Consider the following 17,961-nt stretch of genomic DNA (forward strand, 5'->3'; position numbering starts at 1 on the left):
ATTGTCGGGCCGTTTCGGTGCCCCCTTAAGGGGGCGACCACAGGAATTAGGCCCTTATAGGGCCTGAGCAAACCACCCGTTCAACGGGTGGTTTTGATTACGTAACAATCGTATGCTGTTTATGATTTGGGTTCGTTTTCTTAGCAACAGTGAGTAATAAACTCCTGATTATCAGTGTTCCCTTAGGTTTATGCTTTGCCGGAGCAGTTCAGCACGTCGCGCATCTTATGGGCGACCATGGCTTTGATGGCTTCCCGGGCCGGTCCCAGATATTGACGGGGGTCGAAGTCGCCGGGGTGCTCCGTGAAGTATTTGCGGATGGATGCCGTCATGGCCAGACGCAGGTCCGTATCAATGTTGATTTTGCAGACACCGAAAGTTCCCGCTTTCAGCAACATGTCTTCCGGAACGCCCTGGGCTCCGTCCAGTTTGCCGCCGTACTTGTTGCATTCTTCTACGAACGAAGGAATGACGGTAGAAGCGCCATGCAATACCAGCGGGTAACCGGGCAGCATGTTGGTGATCTTCTCCAGACGGGCGAAATCCAGTTCCGGTTTGCCTTTAAATTTGTAGGCGCCATGGCTGGTGCCGATGGCAATGGCCAAGCTGTCGCAGCCGGTACGTTCCACAAATTCTACGGCCTGATCCGGGTCCGTGTAGGTGGCGTCTTTGGCAGCAACCTTAACGGCGTCTTCCACGCCGGCCAGTTTGCCAAGTTCTGCTTCTACGACCACGCCTTTGTTGTGGGCATAATCTACCACACGTTTGGTCAGTTCAATGTTTTCTTCAAAAGGATACTTGGAACCGTCGATCATAACGGAAGTGAAGCCGCCGTCCACGCAGTCTTTGCAGATTTCAAAATCAGCGCCGTGATCCAGATGCAGGCAGATAGGCAGACCGGTGTCTTCTACTGCCGCTTCCACCAGCTTGGTCAGATAAATATGCTTGGCATATTTGCGGGCGCCGGAGGAAACCTGCAGGATCAGCGGAGCCTTTTCCTGTATGGCGGCTTCCACGATACCCTGGATGATCTCCATGTTGTTAACGTTGAACGCGCCAACAGCATAGTGCCCTTCATAGGCTTTTTTGAACATTTCTTTTGTGTCAACTAATGGCATAAGATAATCCTCCTTGCGTAATAAACTTTTCCTGACAGTTTCGTTCTATAAATAAATTATAGCATATAATGCGTCAGACGGCACACACTATTTTGACTTCTTTTCTAAATTAAAATTTCAAATTTCTATGCGACATGAAACTGTCTCTTTGAAGAAGAGGTCGTAAGGAAATGCTGATTAAAGAAATACAATCACCAGCTGGCATTTTGCCAGGCCCGATTCAAATCTTCCGGCAATGCGGAAGCAACTTCTAATATGGTGTGGGTCCAGGGATGCACGAAGGCAATCCGGTATGCGTGCAGTCCGTGCCGTTGGGGAGGGCCGGGAATATTTCCGTACAGATTATCATGCCAGAGAGGGCAGCCTATGCTGGCGAAGTGTACCCGGATCTGGTGGGTCCGCCCGGTGTAAAGACGGCAGCGTACCAGAGAAAGAGGTGTTTGCCGTGATAGAGAAGATACTGTGTCTGCAGGCAGACCGACTACATCCATATACGGTGCAACCGCATCCGGCTGTTTTTTCTTAAGCCGGTCAGACCTGGAAACAACCCAGTATTCTGTTTTGCAGGGTTTGCCTTCGGGATTGATTTCCCGTTCGATGATGCTGCCCGGTTTTCGTGCGATTGGATAATCAATGATTCCATGTCGGGCAGGCAGTACCCCGGTAACCAGTGCGAGATACTCCTTTTGCATGCCCTGTTTGATCAGTTGCCCCTGAATTTCAGGCAGTTTGGCAAAAACCACAAGGCCGGAGGTCTGCCGGTCCAAACGGGAAACCGGATGCAGATTTAACTGCCAGCCCTGCCGGTGATAATACCGGCTGATCTGGGCCGACAGTGTAGTCTCATCTTCTTTGGTTGTTGGATGGACGAGGATGCCGGGTGGTTTGTTAACAATCAGGAGCGCCTCGTCTTCATAACGGATGTCTAACATAAAGCGTACACTTCTTTCAGACGGACTCATCAGTGTTTCCTTAAGACCGCTCTTTATCGTTTCGGACTTGTTTAGGATAATTCTTCACGTTTTAATATACAATACGAAATGATGAAGAAGCAAGGATTATATTCTGTAAAGAATTAATTTTTAAAAAACGTTACTATATTATGAAGAATTCCTTAACTTAAATATTGTAACAGGGCTGTAATTATGATATAATTCATTAGCAATTGGTTACAATTGAATATGTCCGGGTGCTTTTCAGTCAAAAGGCAAGACGGTGAAATTCCGTCACGATCCCGTCGCTGTCAACAGTTTTTTGATTTCTGTCTACAGTCAGCAACCTGCCCGGATCAACTGCACCGTAATCCACGAGCGATGGAAAAGGCGTAACGCATAGGCGCGGGAATATGGAATATGTTACTGCGCCATGGGTTAACTATGAAGATTTCCGCCTGTGGATGCGGAAGTCTTTTTTGTTATTTCGGAAACTGCTGATTCAGACGCAGGTCAGTTTGTATTTGCGTTTGATCAGTGCTTTCACTAAGAAGGTGTTCGAATTAGTATGGAACAGGATGTTGTTGTTTCCCAGGGCAAGCTCATGCGTCGGGGTTATACTACCGGAAGCTGTGCGGCAGCAGCTTCCAAAGCTGCTGCGGTGATGCTTCTTTCCGGAGAAGAAACGGATACGATTAAGCTGGATACGCCGAAAGGAATCACCCTGACGCTGGACGTGCTGGATATTTTGCGCGGACCCGGTTTTGCCCGCTGCGCGATCCGTAAGGACAGCGGCGACGACCCGGACGATACGAACGGGACGCTGATTTATGCTACCGTATCTTCGATGCATGCCGGGATTCCGGAAGAAGAACTTGTGATGCAGCCCCGTACGGCATCGGTGGAACAGTTGGACGACAGGGTTGAGATATGGGGAGGCATCGGTGTCGGGAAGGTGACAAAGCCGGGGCTGTCCTGCAAGGTTGGCGGTCCGGCAATCAATCCGGTACCGCGGAAGATGATTACCCAGGAAGTTCTGGCTGCCATGAAACAGTATGGCTGTGACGAAACACTGCGTGTGGTGATATCCATTCCGGATGGTACTGCGATTGCTCCCAAAACTTTTAACCCGCGGCTAGGTATTGAGGGCGGTATTTCCGTTTTAGGTACCAGCGGGATTGTAGAACCTATGAGCGACCGTGCCCTGATCGACACGATGTATACGGAGATGGATTCCCGGAAGGCGAACGGGTATAAAGATTTATTGGTGTTCTTCGGTAATTACGGCGCCGATTTTACCCGGGATGAGATGATGATTGATATCAGCACGGCGGTGACCTGCAGCAATTTTGTGGGCGAACTGCTGGATTACGCGGTGTTACAGGGCTTTGAAAGCATACTGATTATCGGTCATTCAGGTAAACTGATCAAACTGGCCCAGGGTGTCATGAACACGCACTCCAAATACGCGGACTGCCGTTCGGAATTTCTGGCATTGCAGGCTATGTTCCACGGAGCAAGCTCTGCCGTCGGAAAAGAGATTTATCAGGCCCTGACTACAGACGAAATGACGAAGATCCTGAAACGGGAAGGACTGTTTGAAGCCGTGATGGAAGAGGCAGCCCGGAAAATTGATTTCTATATGCAGAAACGGGTGCACGGAAAACTGAAAACCGGCGCGATCCTGTTTTCCAATGTGTATGGAATCTTAGGGGAAACTGCAGGAGCGGAAGAACTGTTAAAATTGCATCAGAACAACGCCTGACGTAAAGTCTGATGAAAATGAAAAGGTTATTAAAATTTGCAAGCGATAAAGGAGAAGCATGGTATGAAAGGTAAATTGTACAGTGTTGGCGTTGGCCCCGGCGATCCGGAACTGATGACCCTGAAAGCGGTCCGGCTGATTAAAGAATGTGATGTGCTGGCGATTCCCCAGGGTGACAGTGATGTGTTAGTCGCTAAAAATATTGTGGAAGGAATCGTCGACCTGAGCAAAAAGGAACAGCTTTTGGTTTATATGCCGATGGTAAAGGATCATGACATTATATCCAAAGCTCATCAGAAAGGCGCGGATGATATTATTAAGTATCTGGACCAGGGCAAGAACGTGGTGTTTATTACATTGGGATGCCCCACTGTTTACGCTACCTGTATCTATGTACACAAACTGGTGCTGAAGGCCGGTTACGAAGCATTGCTGGTTCCCGGTGTAACCAGTTTCTGTGCCGTTGCTGCCAAACTGAATGTTTCCCTTTGTGAAAAGGCGGAACCGCTGATTATTTTACCGGGCAGTTACAAAGAATCAAGCCGGTTCTTAGATCAGCCCGGCAATAAGATTCTGATGAAATCCGCCAGCGAAATCGGCAGGGTCCGGGATGAACTGAAAGACCGCGGGCTTCTGAAACATGCGCAGATGATTGAGAATTGCGGTCTTCCCGGAGAAACGATATATAAAGATTTGAACAAGGTTGATGATAAGAGCAGTTATTTTTCTGTGATACTGGTAAAGGAAAAGGAGTTTGAACAGTAATGATCTATTTTATCGGAGCAGGTCCCGGAGCAGCGGATTTAATTACGGTTCGCGGTAAAGAACTGCTGGAAAAAGCAGACATGATTATTTACGCCGGTTCTTTGGTGAATCCGGCTTTGCTGGACTATGCCAAACCTGAGTGTGAGATTCTGAACAGCGCGGTCATGACGTTGGAAGAAGTGATTGCCGCCATGGTTCCGGCTGCCCAGGAAGGCAAACTGGTAGTGCGTCTGCATACAGGGGATCCCAGCGTATACGGCGCCCACAGGGAACAGATGGATCTTCTGAAAAGTTATAATCTCGATTTTGAAATTGTGCCCGGTGTCAGTTCCTTCTGCGCGGCAGCGGCTTCGCTGAAAGCGGAATATACACTGCCCGACGTCAGCCAGTCTGTGATTATTACCCGGATGGAAGGCCGGACCGGAGTTCCTCCGAAACAAAAGATTAAAGATTACGCAAAACATCATGCGACCATGGTGATCTTCCTCAGCGCCGGCATGCTGGATAAGCTGCAGAAAGAGTTGATCAGCGGTGGGTATGGCCCGGACGAACCTGCTGCTATCGTTTACAAAGCTTCCTGGCCGGATGAAAAGGTGCTGCACTGTACGGTTGGCACCATAGCAGAAACTGCAGCGGCCAATAATGTCAAGAATCTGGCTTTAATTACCGTAGGCGGTTTCCTGGGTTCTGCTTATGAACGCAGCGAACTGTACAATCCAACCTTTGAAACCGGATTCCGCAAGGCTGATGCCAGCAAGTTGCAGATTAAACCGGTAACCAAAACGCATCATAAGCCGGATAAGAAATAGTAACAGCGCATTTATTTAGTTTGTAATACCTGTTGTAGTGTATCCTGTTTAACAGGGTTATGTTGCTATTGATTTTTGGTAAATTGATATGAATGCCATCGTTTTTTCGTTTACCCGGAATGGGGCAAAAATCAGTTTGAAACTGCAAAAATATCTGGATTCCTGCGGATTTGCGACGGAGATATTTACAACCCGGCGCTACAGGGATTTGGATCCGGCGTTAAAGGAAATCGGTCCTTCGCTGCAGTTAATGTGTAAAGAGGCCTTTCCTCTGTGCCGCCTGATGGTGTTTATCGGCGCGACGGGGATTGCCATCCGCAGTATTGCTCCTTATATCCGCAGCAAAACCAAAGACCCGGCGGTGATTTCCATCGATGAACAGGGGAAGTTTGTCATTCCGTTGCTTTCGGGTCATATTGGCGGCGCGAATGGGCTGGCTGCGGGGATTGCTGCTTTTTTGAAAGCGGTTCCCGTAATAACTACGGCGACGGATGTGAATGACCTGTTTGCTGTAGATGAATGGGCAGCCCGTCATAACATGTCTATTTATAACATGCAGAGCGCCAAAACCTTCGCCTCTAATCTGGTAGATTGCAAAAAGGTGGGGGTCAAGAGTGAATTTCCAATCAGGGGCCCGCTTCCGAAAGGGCTGGTTCTGGCGGAAGACGGACCTGTCGGCTTGGCAATTTCTCTGCGAAAGTCAGTACAGCCTTTTGTTGAGACGGTTGTACTGCGTCCCCGTATTCTTCATCTGGGCATCGGGTGCCGCAGGGGTACCCCAAAGGATAACATTGAAGAACTGGTCATACAGGAACTTAAGAAACTGAAAGTAACGATGAGCGTGGTGAAAGGGATAGCATCCATTGATGTTAAAAAAGATGAGGAAGGTTTGCTGTCTTTTTCCGAAGAAAATGCATTCCCCATCCGTTTTTATTCTGCGGAAGAGTTAAATGCTGTAGAAGGTGATTTTACGCCCTCTGCTTTTGTGGCCAAAACGGTGGGTGTGGACAATGTCTGTGAAAGAGCGGCGGTATTGGACAGCGGCGGAGGTAAACTGTTATTGCGCAAGACTGGCCGTAACGGAGTGACGCTGGCCATTGCGGCAGAAGAGTATGTGGTGGATTTTAATGAATAATATCTTATAATTATCAAAGGAGCACAAAATGTCAGCTAAAATTTATGTAGTTAGCTTGGGCCCTGGCGGCAAGGAACAAATGACAGATCGCGCAATCAAAGCACTGGAGACCTGTGATGTCATTACGGGGTATAATGTGTATGTAAATCTGATCAAAGACGAGTTTCCGGGCAAACGGTTTGTTTCCAACGGTATGCGTAAGGAAGTGGACCGGTGCAAAGCGACGCTGGAAGAAGCACTGAAAGGGCAGACTGTAGCCATTATCAGCAGCGGCGATGCTGGCGTGTACGGCATGGCCGGTATCATGTGCGAGGTAGCTGCCGATTATCCGGATGTAGATATTGAAGTGATTCCCGGCGTAACAGCAGCCTGTTCTGGCGCTGCGCTGCTGGGCGCTCCGTTGATTTGTGATTTTTGTCTTATCTCGTTAAGTGATCTTCTGACACCCTGGGAAAAAATCGAAAAACGTTTGGACTGTGCTTCCCAGGCAGATTTCTGCATTGCTATTTATAATCCCAGAAGCCACAAGCGGAAAGATTATCTGAAAAAAGCCTGCGATATCATGCTGAAAAACCAGAGCGGCGACATCCCCTGCGGTATTGTGCATAATATCGGACGGGACGGGGAATCGTACGAACTGACCACGTTAAAAGAACTGGGAGATAACGAGAATGTCGATATGTTCTCTACGGTTATCATCGGTAATTCCCAGAGCAAGGTGATTAACGGACGGATTGTAACGCCCCGGGGTTATCATTTATGAAACGAAAAGTCTGGCTCATCGCCGGAACGATAGAAGGAAGAAAAATTGCTGACGCATTGGCTGCCCTGCAGGTAGATGTTTATGTCTCCGTTGCTACGGCATACGGTGCGTCTTTGTATCCTGAAAATCCGTTTATCCATGTGCAGACGAAACGCATGACCTTTGCGGACATGTGTGCGTTTTTGCGTGAAGTACAGCCGGATCTGGTGCTGGATTCAACCCATCCCTATGCGGTAGTGGTTACGGAAACCATACAGAAAGCCTGCAGAGAGACAGGATTTCCCTATAAACGGATGCTGCGGCCTGCCAGCGAACACCCGGGCTGTATCACAGTGAAGGATTTCGGGGAAGCCATCGAAATATTGAGCGGTACGGAAGGCCCCGTGTTTTTAACTACCGGCAGCAAGAATCTGGTTGACTTTACCCGGCTTCCCGACTATGCGGAACGGATTACCTGCCGGATCTTACCTTTGCGTGACTCGCTGGACAACGCGCTGAATCTTGGCTACAAGCCGGCGCAGATTATCTGTATGCAGGGGCCCTTTGCCAAAGATTTGAACATAGCCATGTTCCGGCGTGCCGGTGCAAAGTTTATTGTTTCCAAAGATTCCGGTAAAGCCGGAGGCTTTGAAGATAAGCTGGAAGCGGCGGCCGAAGTGGGAGCCAAGCTGATTTTGATTGACAGAAATCCCGAAACCGGCGACGATCTGGAACAGGTGCTGGCGGAACTGAAAGAAAAATTCAGTACTGGCCAATAAATCCATTGCTTTTTGTAATCGGAACGTTTGACGTTGCTTGAATAATAGAGAAGATGTCTGAAAGTTGCAGGTTACGTTAATAGTTGTTTGTGTAAGATGAGGAGACAGTTCATGCTGAAAGTGAATGTAATCGGAATCGGACCCGGCAATCCGGATCTTCTGACAGGAGAGGCCCGGAAAGCCATTGCCGAAAGTACGATTTTGGCCGGGGATAAACGGATGGTAGGCCAGTTTGGTAGCGGGAAAAAAGTCTGTCCGACGATCAAACTTGCGGAGCTGGCAGAAGTGGCTGCAAACGCGGATGCAGAGAAGGATGTGTTAGGCATTCTGGTTTCCGGCGACGTGGGCTTTTTCAGTCTGGCAAAAACCATTGCCGGTAAACTGCCTCAATGTGAAGTAAAACGCTTTTGCGGGATCAGCAGTCTGGTCTATTTCGCATCCCGGCTGCAGATGTCCTGGGACGATGCGAAGATTATCAGCATGCATGGAAGGCAGCAGAATCTGGTTTCTGCTGTTTTGCAATATAAAAAAGTCTTTTCCCTGACCGGCGGGGAGAATTCTCCCCAGGTATTATGCCGGCAGTTGTGTGAACAGGGGCTGGGTGAAGTGACGGTTCACGTTGGCTCCAACCTGTCTTATCCGGATGAAAAAATCGTTACCGGTACAGCGGAAGAAATCGCGGAAGGGAATTTCCCGTCCCTGTCTGTAATGATGATTTTAAATGAAAAGGCAGGAGGCCCGTTGCGGCAGGGCGTGCACGGTCTGGATGACAGTCTGTTTCTCCGGGGCAAGGCGCCCATGACCAAACAGGAGATTCGCGCGGTTTCCATTTCCAAATTGCAACCGCGCCCGGACGACATTATTTACGATATCGGAGCGGGTACCGGTTCGTGCTCCGTGGAACTGGCCCTGCAGGCGCCATTTGGGAAACTGTATGCCTTTGAAATGAAGGAAGACGCGCTGGAACTTCTGCGTTTAAATAAAGAGCGGTTCCACTGCGACAATATGGAAATTGTGGCAGGGGAAGCGTCGGAAGAAATTGATAAGACTCCGGCGCCGGACTGTGTATTCATCGGCGGCAGCAGCGGGAATATGGTGAAGATGCTGGACAGCCTGTATGCCCGTAATGCGGCATGCCGTATTGTAATCAACGTGATTGCATTGGAAACACTTTGCACGGTTGTTGATTATTACAAAGAAAAACCGGATTATGATTTGGATGTAGTGAATATTGCATCGGCTTATAACAAAAAGCTGGGAAGGTATAACCTGATGATGGCGCAAAATCCGATTTACATCATTACGGCTGTGAAAAAAGCGTAAGCAGGACGAACGTGACGGATTCAAATGCGGAAAGGCGTGAGCCGTTGCTGTATGCAGGCGCGTTTGTATCATACTGGTGTTTAATAAATGTGTTCAGGAAGGGGGAAGGAAAGTGACGGAAACGGCGTTTCTGAATATTCCCCGGCTGCTTTTTGCGGCGCCCCAGAGCGGCAGCGGCAAGACCACAGTGGTCTGTGCGGTACTGCGGGCTTTGTTGAATAAAAAACTGCGGGTTACTGCTTTCAAAAGCGGTCCTGACTATATCGACCCCATGTTCCATTCGAAGGTGATTGGGGCAAAATCCCGTAATCTGGATTTGTTTCTTACCGGCCCGGAGAATGTAAAACGGCTGCTGGCAAAAAACAGCAAAGATTCTGATGTGGCCATCTTGGAAGGCGCCATGGGTTTTTACGACGGCATGGGCAAAACCACGGAAGCCAGCGCGTACGACCTGGCACGTACTGTAAAAGCACCGGTGGTATTGATTATCAATGGAAAAGGCGCAGCTGTTTCCATGGCTGCCATTATAAAAGGCTTTAAGGAGTTCCGAACAGACAGTAACGTACAGGGAGTCATCTTCAACAATATTAAAAAGATGACGTACCTGTTTTATAAAGATGTGATTGAAAAGGAAACGGGCGTTAAGGCGCTCGGTTATTTTCCGCACCTGCCGGAATGCAATCTGGAAAGCCGGCACCTGGGTCTTGTGACTGCGGGAGAGATTGGAACGCTGGAAACCATTGTGGATCGCTTGGCTGAGCAGGCTAAGGAATCCATAGATTTGGAAGGGCTGGTGGCCCTGGCTCAGACAGCAGAGCCGCTGGAATATGAATCGTTGGATATTACACCGTTAGGGAACGTTAAAATTGCGGTGGCGCAGGATAAGGCATTCTGCTTTTATTATCAGGATTCATTAGATTTGTTGTCCATGATGGGTGCGGAGATTGTTCCTTTCAGTCCGCTGCAGGATACGGCGTTGCCGGAATGTGACGGTGTATTTCTGGGCGGCGGCTATCCGGAATTATACGCAAAGAAGCTGAGTGAGAATACTTCGCTGCTTACAGACATGCGTGAAAAACTGGCGGCAGGGCTGCCCTGTTATGCGGAATGCGGCGGCTTCATGTACCTGATGGAAGGCTACAGGGACAATGATACTTTATATCCCTGGGTGGGTGCAGTGCAAGGCTCCTGTTGGATGACAGACCGGCTGGTGCGTTTCGGTTATGTCAATATGACTGCGAACACAGACAATGTGCTGTGCAAAGCCGGTGATTCCATTCATGCCCATGAATTTCATTATTCTGACAGTGATCAGAACGGTGCTGCCTTTACGGCGCAAAAGGCTGGAAAAGCGGTTTCCTGGCCTGCAGCCCAGGCAAACGGAACGCTGTACGCAGGGTATCCCCATCTGCATCTGTGGGGCAATATCAGGTTTGCGGAAAATTTCGTAAAAGCCTGCATCCGTTATCAGCAGAAGCACGCTGAACAGTAATCAGTTCTGTCGTTTATGCTGGAACTTTTGTATTTGCGAGTTTGATGTTGATTTGTTCATATTAAGTGAAATACCAATCCTTTTATTAAAGAGGCGTTTTATATATGATGTTGTTAGGCGCCATTGTCTGCGGTTTTCTGCTGGACTTGGCAATCGGTGATCCTCACGGTTGGCCCCATCCGATTATTTTAATCGGCAACCTGATCAGCTGGCTGGAAAAACGGGTGAGGGCTGTCAGCGGAACAGACCCGGACAAATTGCTGCGGGGCGGATTTGTCCTTGTACTGGTTGTCTGCATTTTGTCTTTTTCGGTTCCGTACCTGATTTTGCTGGCTGCGGGACACGTACATCCCTGGCTGCGTTTTGCCATCGAAACCATCATGTGTTACCAGATTTTCTGCACCCGTTCCCTGCGTGATGAAAGCATGAAGGTCTATGACGCGCTGGAAGCCCACGACCTTCCGCTGGGAAGAAAGATGTTGTCCTGGATCGTGGGACGGGATACCGCCGAACTTTCGGAAGAAGAAGTGATCAAGGGTGCGGTGGAAACCGTTGCGGAGAATACGGCAGATGGTATAATTGCACCCATGTTGTATATGTTTATCGGCGGTGCGCCGCTGGCCTTTTTATATAAGGGTATTAACACCATGGACAGTATGATCGGCTATAAGGATGAAAAGTTCCTGTATATCGGCCGGTATGCTGCCAAGCTTGATGACATAGCGAATTTTATTCCGGCGCGCATCTGTGCTTTCTGTATGATGGCAGCCAGTTTTTTTACCGGACTGGATGCAAAAAACGCCTGGAAAATTTTCTGGCGTGACCGGTACCATCATTTAAGTCCCAATTCGGCCCAGACGGAATCCGTAGCGGCAGGCGCGTTGCATCTGATGCTGGGTGGTGACCATTATTATTTTGGTAAACTGGTGCATAAGGAAACCATAGGGGACGATTTAGAACATGCGGCTTCTTTGCATATTAAGCAGATGAACCTGCTGATGTACTTTACGTCCATCACCGGACTGCTTGGCTTCAGCCTGTTGCGTGCAATATATCTGTTTGCGGCGGGATAAGGCGTTGCTTTGCTGCTTTTGCAGTTTCTGCTATCGTTTTCTTTGCCAAAAGGCACCTGTTTTGCTGTTTGCATCGGAATGTTGCAATTCATTCGATAAAGGAGAGTTTATCCATGTACCGATATGTTCACGGTGGTGATATATACAGTGACCCTTCTTTAAAGTGCAATAAGGATATGTTGGATTATTCCGCGAATATCAATCCGTTGGGAATACCTGCCGGTGTCCGCCGTGCCTTGAAGGATGCGATTGCGGGGTGTGTGAACTATCCGGACCCGTTTTGCAGGGAACTGCGGGACAGGCTCAGCCGGTATTTTTCCCTGCCAGCAGAGATGTTTTACTGCGGCAACGGGGCAGCCGATGTACTGTTCCGGCTTATGACTGCATTACAGCCGAAACGGACGCTGGTATTGGCGCCTACCTTTGCGGATTATGAAAAGGCCGCGCTGACAGCAGGCAGCAAGATTGATTATTTTACATTACAGGAAAAGGATGAGTTTGTTGTTACTTCAGAAATCCTGAAAGCTATTACCAAGCGGACAGAGATGGTGGTGCTTTGCAATCCCAATAACCCCACGGGAAAACTGATGGATAAAGCATTGCTGTTAGAGATATTGCAGCATTGCAAAGAATTGCATATCCCGTTACTGGTAGATGAATGTTTTCTCGATTTTGTGCAGGACAGGGAGAATTATACACTGATCGACCAACTGACCGGTTATCCTAATCTGATTATTTTGAAAGCCTTTACGAAAATATTTGCCATACCGGGAGTGCGGCTTGGTTTCTGCCTGACTTCCGATGCGGCCCTGATAGACAAATTGTATGCTTCCGGACAGGATTGGAATGTTTCCGCGCTGGCGCAGGCGGCCGGTATTGCCGCTATGGAGGAAACGGATTATCTTGTGGAGACCCGTGAGCTGATCGCGGTAGAAAAAGCGTATCTGATAACGCAGCTGCGCCTCATCAAGCTGCAGGTGTTCGAAGGCGCGGCCAACTACCTTTTGATTAAAACAACGCATAATTATCCCTGGCCGGAAAAGTTAAAGAAACACCATGTCCTGATCAGGGACTGTTCCAACTATCACGGATTGTCTGAAGGCTATTACCGGATTGCCGTGAAGACGCGCCGGGATAACCGTAAGCTGATCAAAATTATGAAGGAACTTGTGAAACATGACATGTTTAATTATATTAATTGACGGACTGGGTGACGATCCGATTCCTGCCTGGAACGGACAGACTCCGTTTTCCCGTGCGTTTCACCCTAACATAGACAGATTGATCAAAGAAGGAAAACTGTCTCAGGTCAGTATCTGTGAAAAGGATGTAGTACCCGAAAGCCTGACCTGCATCCTGCGGCTTCTGGGTGTTCCGAAAGAAGCCTTTCCCACTAACAGGGCGTATCTGGAATTGCTGGCCCAGAATCGGGATGTTTCCGAGTATGAGATGGTGCTGCGCTGCAATGTGGTTTCCCAGGACAGCAGCGGCCGCCTGGTTTCCTTTAACGGTATGGGGCTTTCTTTCCGTGAGATGGAAACCATGGCAGGACAGTTCAGTTCCCTGACGCCTGATATAGAGTTCATTCATCTGTCCGGTTACCGGAATCTGCTGGTGATGGACCGGAATGAAAGCGTATTGGGGATTCAGACCGCGCCGCCTCATGAAAGTATGGGATTACCGGTAGAAGAACTGCTGGCTGAACTGAAGTCTTCTTCCCTTGCCATGAAACTGTTTATGCAGGAAACGGATGGAATCTTACAGCAATATAATCGGAATGACCTGACCTATAAATTGTATCCGTGGGGCGCTTCCTGCCGGACGGAAATGCCATCCTTTGAAACACTGAATGGGATGAAAGGCGCTCTGGTCTGTCAGACCGAAATCGTCCGGGGCATTGGCAAAGCATTGAAAATGGAAGTGCCGGAACTGTCCTATTGTACGGCGGATACAGATACCAATATCAGGGAGAAGCTGGCGGTTACCCGTAAGATGCTGGCGCGTTTCCCCTTTGTGATGACGCATTTTAACGGGACCGATGAAGCGGCCCACCGCCATGATTATGAAGGCAAGGCTGATTTTATCTCCCGTATTGATAAAGAGTTTTTAGAGCCGCTGCTGGATACGGCGGAAGAACCTCTACGCATTGTAATTTGCGGCGATCATGTGACCAGCAGTGTGACAGGGAAACATACCCGGGGCAGGGGACCGGTGATTGCCGCGGAAACAAAAACCGGGCATCCGTTGGAACGTGATATTGAAACATATCATGATATCGTTGATTTTTTAATGAAAGAGAGTGAATAAAATGGCTAAAGCAATTATGATACAGGGTACCATGTCAAACGCAGGAAAAAGCCTGGTTACGGCAGCACTGTGCCGAATTTTTCATCAGGATGGCAAACGGGTCAATCCTTTTAAATCCCAGAACATGGCCTTAAACTCCTTTATTACGGCGGAAGGCGCGGAAATGGGGCGGGCCCAGGTAGTGCAGGCCGAGGCGGCCGGGGTCAAACCCAGCGTGCTGATGAACCCGATCCTGCTGAAACCCACCAGCGACAGCGGTTCCCAGGTCATTGTCAACGGCGTGGCTATTGGTACGATGCCGGCGGTGGAGTATTACAAATATAAGACAAAGCTGATTCCCGATATCATGAAAGCGTACAATACCCTGGCAGACCAGAGCGATATCATGGTCATTGAAGGCGCCGGAAGCCCGGCGGAAATCAATCTGAAAGCCCAGGATATCGTCAACATGGGCATGGCCAAAATGGCAAAATCCCCGGTATTGTTAGTAGCCGATATTGACCGCGGCGGCGTGTTCGCTTCGATTTACGGAACCCTGATGCTGCTGGAACCGGAAGAACGGACCATGGTAAAAGGCGTTATCATCAATAAATTCCGCGGCGATGTGAGCATCCTGAAACCCGGTCTGGACATGCTGGAAGAAAAGACCGGCATTCCGGTTATCGGAGTATTGCCTATGATGAATGTGGATATTGAAGATGAGGACAGTTTATCGGAACGCCTGACCCAGGTGAAAAGTAAGAATGCTTTAATTGACATCGCTGTGATTAAATTCCCCCGTATGTCCAATTTTACGGATTTCAATGTGTTTGAACTGATTGACGGCGTGTCCCTGCGTTATGTTAAGAGCACGGAAGAACTGGGCAATCCGGATATGATCATCCTGCCCGGTACCAAAAATACCATTGACGATTTAAAGTGGATGCGGCAGAACGGTCTGGAAACTGCCGTGCTGCATAAAGCGAATAACGGTACGGTAGTTTTTGGTATTTGCGGCGGGTATCAGATGCTGGGCCGCAGCCTGTCCGATCCTTTCGGCTTTGACAGCGGGCATGCGGGAAGCGTGACCACCGGTATGGCCCTGCTGAATACGGAAACGGAATTTGTAGAGAATAAACGTACCATCCAGATGAAAGGACATTTTAACCGGGTGGAAGGCATTTTCTCCGGTTTAAGCGGCAGGGAGTTTTACGGGTATGAGATCCACAGCGGCATAACCAAACTGGAAGAAACGAAAGCATTGAATACGGTGGAACCCATCAACGAAAAGGCGGAACCGTTTGCGGAAGGAAGCCAGACGGTACGAGGCGGTATGCAGGTTTACGGAACCTATATCCACGGCATTTTTGACGGGGAAGGTATTGCCGCAAAAGTTGTAGAAGCGCTGTTGGCCAGAAAAGGTCTGAGCATGGACGATGTAAAAGTGATTGACTATCAGGAATATAAACAGCATCAGTATGATCTGCTGGCCCAGAGTGTGCGTGAGAATCTGGACATGGAAAAGGTTTATGCAATCGTAGAAAAAGGGCTGGGCGAATAATTAGCGGATTGGTTTATCGGCCGATTTGTGCTGTTACGGAAATACTGACTGACGTTTTCTGAAATTCAGAGGGAGAAGTACTTTACATGGATAAAAGCAAACTGGGCCTGATCCATATTTATACCGGTGACGGAAAGGGAAAGACCACAGCTGCGCTGGGCTTGATTTTGCGTGCCAGCGGACGGGGCCTGCATGTTGTTTTGGGGCAGTTTCTGAAAGGCAGGGAAACGGGAGAGCTGCATACTCTTTCCTTACTGCCGGGAGTAACTGTGTTCCGCGGCAAACCGCTGACCAAGTTTTCGTTTCAGATGAATGAACAGGAAAAGGCAGACGTATTGCAAAGCCACAATGAATTTATACAGGAACTGGCTTCATACTGTCGTCAAGAAGGGACAGACCTGCTGGTACTGGATGAAGTAATCGGCGCCTGCGGAACTCATCTGTTGGATGAAAGTCTGTTGATTGATTTTCTGAAACACAAGCCGGAACATCTGGAAGTGGTAATGACAGGACGTAATCCGTCGCCGGAGCTGTTGGAACTGGCTGATTACGTTTCAGAGATTTGCAAACGCAAGCATCCTTTTGACAGAGGAATTCCTGCCAGGGAAGGAATTGAAAAATAATGCAAACTGCATATTGTTAAATTATAGTTGTTTGTATATAATTAAAGTACAGTTTTGTTGCCTGAACATTGGAATGCTAAAATGTAAAATCGCGGAAACCGAAAAATAGAATTATAATCAGTAATCAAAGGGGTATCAAATGAATCTGGAAAATGTACTGCCAATGGATATCGAAAAGCGCAGTTTTGAAATTATTACAGAAGAATTAGGCGAGTTAAAATTGGATCCGGATAAAGAAAGCATCATCAAACGTTGCATTCACACCGCAGCGGATTTTGATTATGCCCGCACCATGCGGTTTAGTGACAATGTGGTAGCGGATACACTGGCCATTATGAAAAATGGCGGTTTTACTATTGTGACGGATACCAAGATGGCACAGACGGGTATCAATAAAGCCGCACTGGCCAAACTGAACGGGAACGCCGTATGCTTTATGAGTGACACGGACGTGGCAGCCCGGGCAAAAGAAGCGGGAAGCACCCGTGCCGCCGCCTGCATGGAAAAAGCGGCGACCCTGAAAGGACCGGTCATCATTGCGGTAGGTAATGCACCCACTGCGCTGGTACGGTTGGACGAACTGGTAAAAGAGGGAAAAATAAAACCAGCGCTGGTCATCGGTGTGCCAGTGGGGTTTGTTAATGTGGTACAGTCGAAGGAAATCATTATGTCCAGCGGCGTACCGTACATCGTGGCGGTTGGACGGAAGGGCGGCAGCAACGTGGCCGCGGCTATCTGTAATGCACTGATGTACAAGTTGACCAGCGAACAGATGAACCGGAAATAAAAAGTAACTAATTATGAAGGGTTTGGAGAAGATGATATTTTTGTTGTTGAAAATCTAAACGAATGGAGGAATTTAACATGAACAACAAAGCTGAACAATTCAATTCATTTTTGGAGGAACAGAAGATTAAGGTTTTCCAGATGGAAGAACTTGAAGGGAACGAACAACATACTGTTGTGTTCCGGTCTTTCCTCGGAGTGGAAGGACAGCAGCTTCCGACCATAGTAATTATTGATGACAGTATTTTTTCCATCATCCGTGTACAGATTGCGCCACTGGCTTTGAAAGATGAAAATGCTGCTGATCTTCTGAAGCTGATTAACGGGCAAAATATGATGTACAAACCGTTTAAGCTGTTCTTTGATGAACGGGGCGACCTGATGCTTGATGTCTGCCTGGTTACCGATAAGGATAAGTTGGACGGAAACGAAGTGTATCAGTTATTCAGTGTAATCATTAATTACCTGGATGAAAATTATCGTAATATCATGAAAGTAGTTTGGAGATAAATTATCACAGCAAGAAAATATCTATGCTGACAGTCGTGGAGTTAAATTTCCACGACTGTTTTATTTGTCCCTTTTGGTCAGATTTTGCGGCACGGTGCAGTGGCAGCTCTCTCGAACAAACAATAGAATGCTGGTAAGTTAAGTTACAAAGAGACAAACATATGATAGTGTCAATAGTTTTGCGCAAATTTTAAAATCCCCTTGTAGTGGTTGAATTCAATCTATATACTCATATGATTCATCTGCGATTTCGTTCAGATGA

17 protein-coding genes and 1 riboswitch are annotated in these 17,961 nt (G+C 48.2%); of the genes, 15 read left to right on the top strand and 2 right to left on the bottom strand.

Features of this window, described 5'->3' with window-relative positions; genetic code table 11:
- Positions 1–188: 188 nt before the first annotated feature.
- Both fba and QZV31_RS12085 read right to left on the bottom strand, forming a co-directional pair.
- On the bottom strand, positions 189–1,118 hold the full coding sequence (gene fba, locus QZV31_RS12080; RefSeq protein ID WP_295361012.1) for a class II fructose-1,6-bisphosphate aldolase: 930 nt from the start codon (positions 1,116–1,118) through the stop codon (positions 189–191).
- Between the two features lie 191 nt (positions 1,119–1,309).
- Entirely contained in the window at positions 1,310–2,050 is a 741-nt protein-coding gene (locus QZV31_RS12085; protein ID WP_295361015.1) for an RluA family pseudouridine synthase, read from the bottom strand.
- 238 nt (positions 2,051–2,288) lie between these two features.
- A riboswitch (cobalamin riboswitch) is annotated at positions 2,289–2,420 on the top strand.
- A gap of 198 nt (positions 2,421–2,618) precedes the next feature.
- On the opposite strand from QZV31_RS12085, the gene cbiD reads away from it, so the two are divergent.
- The 15 genes from cbiD to QZV31_RS12160 all read left to right on the top strand — a co-directional run bounded on the left by cbiD (position 2,619) and on the right by QZV31_RS12160 (position 17,699).
- Positions 2,619–3,815, top strand: a complete 1,197-nt coding sequence (gene cbiD, locus QZV31_RS12090; protein ID WP_295361018.1) for a cobalt-precorrin-5B (C(1))-methyltransferase CbiD — start codon at positions 2,619–2,621, stop codon at positions 3,813–3,815.
- 63 nt (positions 3,816–3,878) lie between these two features.
- Positions 3,879–4,580 (top strand): precorrin-2 C(20)-methyltransferase, encoded by a 702-nt coding sequence (gene cobI / locus QZV31_RS12095; protein ID WP_295361021.1) that lies wholly within the window; start codon positions 3,879–3,881, stop codon positions 4,578–4,580.
- Positions 4,580–5,389 carry a precorrin-4 C(11)-methyltransferase gene (gene cobM / locus QZV31_RS12100; RefSeq protein ID WP_295361024.1) on the top strand — a complete coding sequence of 270 codons (810 nt, stop codon included), beginning with the start codon at positions 4,580–4,582 and terminating at the stop codon, positions 5,387–5,389. The genes cobI and cobM overlap by 1 nt, the downstream gene beginning before the upstream one ends.
- 136 nt (positions 5,390–5,525) lie before the next feature.
- Complete coding sequence (locus QZV31_RS12105; protein ID WP_295361026.1) at positions 5,526–6,524, top strand: cobalt-precorrin 5A hydrolase; 999 nt, start codon at positions 5,526–5,528, stop codon at positions 6,522–6,524.
- A gap of 28 nt (positions 6,525–6,552) precedes the next feature.
- Complete coding sequence (gene cobJ / locus QZV31_RS12110; RefSeq protein ID WP_295361029.1) at positions 6,553–7,287, top strand: precorrin-3B C(17)-methyltransferase; 735 nt, start codon at positions 6,553–6,555, stop codon at positions 7,285–7,287.
- Positions 7,284–8,045 carry a precorrin-6A reductase gene (gene cobK / locus QZV31_RS12115; protein ID WP_295361033.1) on the top strand — a complete coding sequence of 254 codons (762 nt, stop codon included), beginning with the start codon at positions 7,284–7,286 and terminating at the stop codon, positions 8,043–8,045. The genes cobJ and cobK overlap by 4 nt, the downstream gene beginning before the upstream one ends.
- A gap of 111 nt (positions 8,046–8,156) precedes the next feature.
- A complete protein-coding gene (gene cbiE, locus QZV31_RS12120; protein ID WP_295361036.1) occupies positions 8,157–9,368 on the top strand; it encodes a precorrin-6y C5,15-methyltransferase (decarboxylating) subunit CbiE in 1,212 nt (403 codons plus the stop codon).
- A gap of 112 nt (positions 9,369–9,480) precedes the next feature.
- Positions 9,481–10,860 (top strand): cobyrinate a,c-diamide synthase, encoded by a 1,380-nt coding sequence (locus QZV31_RS12125; RefSeq protein WP_295361039.1) that lies wholly within the window; start codon positions 9,481–9,483, stop codon positions 10,858–10,860.
- 104 nt (positions 10,861–10,964) lie between these two features.
- On the top strand, positions 10,965–11,933 hold the full coding sequence (gene cbiB / locus QZV31_RS12130) for an adenosylcobinamide-phosphate synthase CbiB (protein WP_295361042.1): 969 nt from the start codon (positions 10,965–10,967) through the stop codon (positions 11,931–11,933).
- A gap of 113 nt (positions 11,934–12,046) precedes the next feature.
- A complete protein-coding gene (locus QZV31_RS12135; RefSeq protein WP_295361045.1) occupies positions 12,047–13,135 on the top strand; it encodes a threonine-phosphate decarboxylase in 1,089 nt (362 codons plus the stop codon).
- Positions 13,110–14,240 (top strand): hypothetical protein, encoded by a 1,131-nt coding sequence (locus tag QZV31_RS12140; protein WP_295361048.1) that lies wholly within the window; start codon positions 13,110–13,112, stop codon positions 14,238–14,240. Before QZV31_RS12135 ends, QZV31_RS12140 begins: the two co-directional genes overlap by 26 nt.
- A 1-nt stretch (position 14,241) precedes the next feature.
- Complete coding sequence (locus QZV31_RS12145) at positions 14,242–15,780, top strand: cobyric acid synthase (RefSeq protein ID WP_295361050.1); 1,539 nt, start codon at positions 14,242–14,244, stop codon at positions 15,778–15,780.
- 86 nt (positions 15,781–15,866) lie between these two features.
- Positions 15,867–16,403: a cob(I)yrinic acid a,c-diamide adenosyltransferase gene (locus QZV31_RS12150; protein ID WP_295361052.1), complete on the top strand. Its 537-nt coding sequence runs from the start codon at positions 15,867–15,869 to the stop codon at positions 16,401–16,403.
- 139 nt (positions 16,404–16,542) lie between these two features.
- Positions 16,543–17,190, top strand: coding sequence for a precorrin-8X methylmutase (locus QZV31_RS12155; protein ID WP_295361054.1), 648 nt, complete (start codon positions 16,543–16,545; stop codon positions 17,188–17,190).
- A 77-nt stretch (positions 17,191–17,267) separates the two neighbouring features.
- Positions 17,268–17,699, top strand: coding sequence for a hypothetical protein (locus tag QZV31_RS12160; protein ID WP_295361057.1), 432 nt, complete (start codon positions 17,268–17,270; stop codon positions 17,697–17,699).
- Positions 17,700–17,961 lie beyond the last annotated feature (262 nt).

It is taken from the genome of uncultured Succiniclasticum sp. (assembly GCF_902793885.1).
Classification (GTDB): Bacteria; Bacillota; Negativicutes; order Acidaminococcales; family Acidaminococcaceae; genus Succiniclasticum.